1 protein-coding gene is annotated in these 1272 nt (G+C 44.0%); it reads right to left on the reverse strand.

The genetic code is table 11. The features are described from left to right. Positions 1–1230: IS4 family transposase (locus tag EYS08_RS25570; RefSeq protein WP_131032713.1), on the reverse strand; the 1230-nt coding region annotated here is incomplete at its 3' end. Positions 1231–1272: the final 42 nt, after the last annotated feature.

Raw genomic sequence — 1272 nt, forward strand, 5'->3', positions numbered from 1 at the left:
TTTTGCCTGATATGGGTTTTTCTGCTTTTGGGTTTTCCCTTCAAGACGGATTATCCGATGATCAAGAAACTCCTGTTCCTGTGCCGTAAAACAGGAATCTGCTGAGAGTTCTATCTCAGGCTCTGCATAGGAGAGTCTCATGAGAAACAGTTTGATCACCACTTCCATGATCAGTATAGAAAGCTTTTTAACCGAAGAGGCGTATTCAAGTTCCGATGCTTCTATATTGTATCCCTCTTTCTTAAGTATCTTGAATACTTCCTCTATAGTCCATCGCCAGCTGTACCATTCTATACAGGCCTTTGCCATTTCGATACTTTCTACAGGAAGGGTAGTCAGCAACCTCCAGCAGATACTGTCCTCTCCTGCGTAGCCAACCTCTTTTGCCTCTACCATAAACAGCGGTACTGTAGCGGGCAGCCCCTTGCTGGTACCTTTTGTGCTTTTTATCCCGATATCTCTATACCTGACCTCTATTTTAGCGGTCCGCTTTTTCCGTTTCCCCTTGGCCGCTACAGGAAGTTCGTAGTATCCTGCTGGCTCATAGGCGGAAAGACAATCGAAAAGCTTGGTCTTATCGGCCAGCGTCCTGTTGGATCTTGCCCGGACCAATAGATCGGTATGCCCATCTGGAATGAGTGCAAACTGTTCATATATATCGCCCTCTCTGTCCTGAACAATCAGCATACCCTTTACAACATCGCTTAATGCAGATTTGGTATTGTTCGAAGCCTCGATCCATTTATAGGATTCTTTCTCTTCTATAGGCAGCGATTGGTACTGACGCTCAAATTTTGAGCTAAACTCCAGTGGCCGGTTCCATATCTTAATGTCGGAGTAACCATAGGGAATGCAGTTCTCTGCATCAACAACCAGGCTTGGATGTATAAAAAAGCCAAGCCCCTTAACTTTGTTTGCATTGGTGGTGCCTAGGCCACTGGTTTTATTTATCCTATTCCCGTGACTGCTAAGGTTAATCTCGGTAGTGTCCTGAAAGCAGATAACATATCTGCCTGAACAGGCTGCTTTACAGTTCCCAATAAGGTTGGACAAGAGTTCATTCTCGCTTATCCGTTCATTCAGGAGAAAACGGTAGAAGCCTTTTGCGGATGCATCATCATCTGTAAGTTGGCGTATCGAATGAACACTCCGGCTAAAAAGATCATTTAAAATCTTATTCCCTCTTAAAAGTAAACGGTGATCCCCTAAATCTGTAAATTCTCGACGCATATCAAGTGCAAAGTAAATAAAAAGATGTGTCCACACGATAGG

The sequence above is a fragment of the Pedobacter kyonggii genome (assembly GCF_004310665.1).
Lineage (GTDB): Bacteria > Bacteroidota > Bacteroidia > Sphingobacteriales > Sphingobacteriaceae > Pedobacter > Pedobacter kyonggii.